The sequence below is a fragment of the Streptomyces sp. NPDC127197 genome (assembly GCF_042672405.1).
Lineage (GTDB): Bacteria > Actinomycetota > Actinomycetes > Streptomycetales > Streptomycetaceae > Streptomyces > Streptomyces flavusporus.
The window spans coordinates 1-1,610 of the sequence record NZ_JBHXVG010000138.1 but is presented as its reverse complement, the minus strand read 5'-3'; the positions used below and the strand labels follow the sequence as shown (position 1 = coordinate 1,610).

At 70.1% G+C, this 1,610-nt stretch carries 1 protein-coding gene; it reads right to left on the bottom strand.

Translation table 11 applies throughout. The features are described 5' to 3' along the window. Positions 1-11: 11 nt before the first annotated feature. Complete coding sequence (locus ACFVJQ_RS45955) at positions 12-1,469, bottom strand: NF041680 family putative transposase (RefSeq protein ID WP_385791964.1); 1,458 nt, start codon at positions 1,467-1,469, stop codon at positions 12-14. Positions 1,470-1,610: the final 141 nt, after the last annotated feature.

The window sequence follows — 1,610 nt, the reverse complement described above, 5'->3', positions numbered from 1 at the left end:
TAGCTTGATCTTTAACCTGTGCGGCGGGGTCGTGGGGTCGTTGACTTCTTCGTTCGCTGTTTCGCGGTGCCTGGTTTGCGGACGGTGTGCACGTCGTGGCGCGGGGCGGGCCGGGTGTTCTTGCGGCCGGGGGGTCGCCCCGGGCCGGGGCGGGAGGATTTCGGTGCCTGGGCGGGGCAGGCCACCTGCGGGCGGAGGTGCCGAAAATCGCGGCGGACGCGGGCAGGGGTGAGCCTGTTCGGCGGGCTCGGCTTCTCCCACGGCCGGCGCAGGTCGGCCGCCAGCGGGCGGGCCAGCCGCAGCTGGGTGTAGACGGCGAGGATCAGCCAGGTCCACCGGTCAGCCGCCTCAGGGGTGCGGACCTTCGGGCAGGTCCAGCCCAGCGTCTGCTTGAACAGTCGGAAAGTGTGCTCGATGTCGAAGCGCCGCAGGAAGACCTGCCAGAGCAGGTCGACCTGAGTGTCGGTGGCATCGGTGCCCGACCACCACAGCCATACCGGCTTGGGAGTGGCTCCGCTGGGCAGGTACTCGACCTGCAGGCGGATCACGGTGCCCTCGATGACCGGCAAAGCGCCCAGCTGGGAGACCCACGCAGAGCGGTGAGTCAGCCTGGGGTGGAGCCGGTCCCAGGCCCTGGCGGTGGCCGTGCCATACAGACGGGTCTCGGTCACGGTCGCGGCATCGGGAGCGTTCCAGGTGGCCGGGTCGCCGAAGACGAACTCGCCGCCGTGGCGGGGTGGACGGCCCCGGGTGCCCGGCTCGCGGGGCGGTGCCGCCCGGCGCAGGACACGGTCCGAGCGCATCCGGCCCAGCACCTGCACCGGCAGGTCCCCCAGCAGGAAGGCCAGCCGGGGCACGTCGTATCCGGCGTCCACCACGATGAGGATGTCCGGGTCGCCGTCCTTCCACTGTCCGGCCTCAATCAGCCGCTCGGTCAGTTCACGCATCTGTCGGGCGGTGACGGTGGCCGCGTCGTCCCCCGGCACCAGACGCAGGGCGTCCAGCGGCGCGGTCCACGAGCTGCGGCCCGCTTCCAGGGCGCAGATCACCGAGTAGGGCCAGCCGGGGATGGGGATGTGCTGGTCCTTGCCGCGTCCGTAGGTGTGGCACAGGATCCGCTGCGGTGAGGTGTGGGCGTCGGGGCGCAGCCAGCAGGTGATGTCGGCGGCCAGCACCAGTCTGTCGTCCGCCGCCCGCGGCAGCGGCACCGTGGCCAGTGCCCGTCGCAGCCGGGCGATGTCCACCCGGCCCGCGGCCAGGGCGTCATACAACCCGCCGTGTCCACGGCGATGCTCGCCCACCAGCGACAGCTCCACCAGCGAGCGGACCGGGCCGTCCGCGCAGAGCACGGCGTCGGCCAGCTCGAACAGCGCATCCGAACGCTTGGTCAGACAGGAGTAGAACTCGCCTCGGAAGCGTGACAGTTCCGCGAACGGTTCCTTCCGGACAGCATGGTGCAACAGACTCATCCCACGGCCTTCGTGCTGGGTGTGTGCGTTCCTTGGTCGGAGCACATGGTCAGCCGAAGGCCGCCTGCACGTACGGCAGTTACCAACCCGAGTGATCAAGTACGAGACGCCGTTCGAGACCCCAGGTTAAAGATCAAGCTA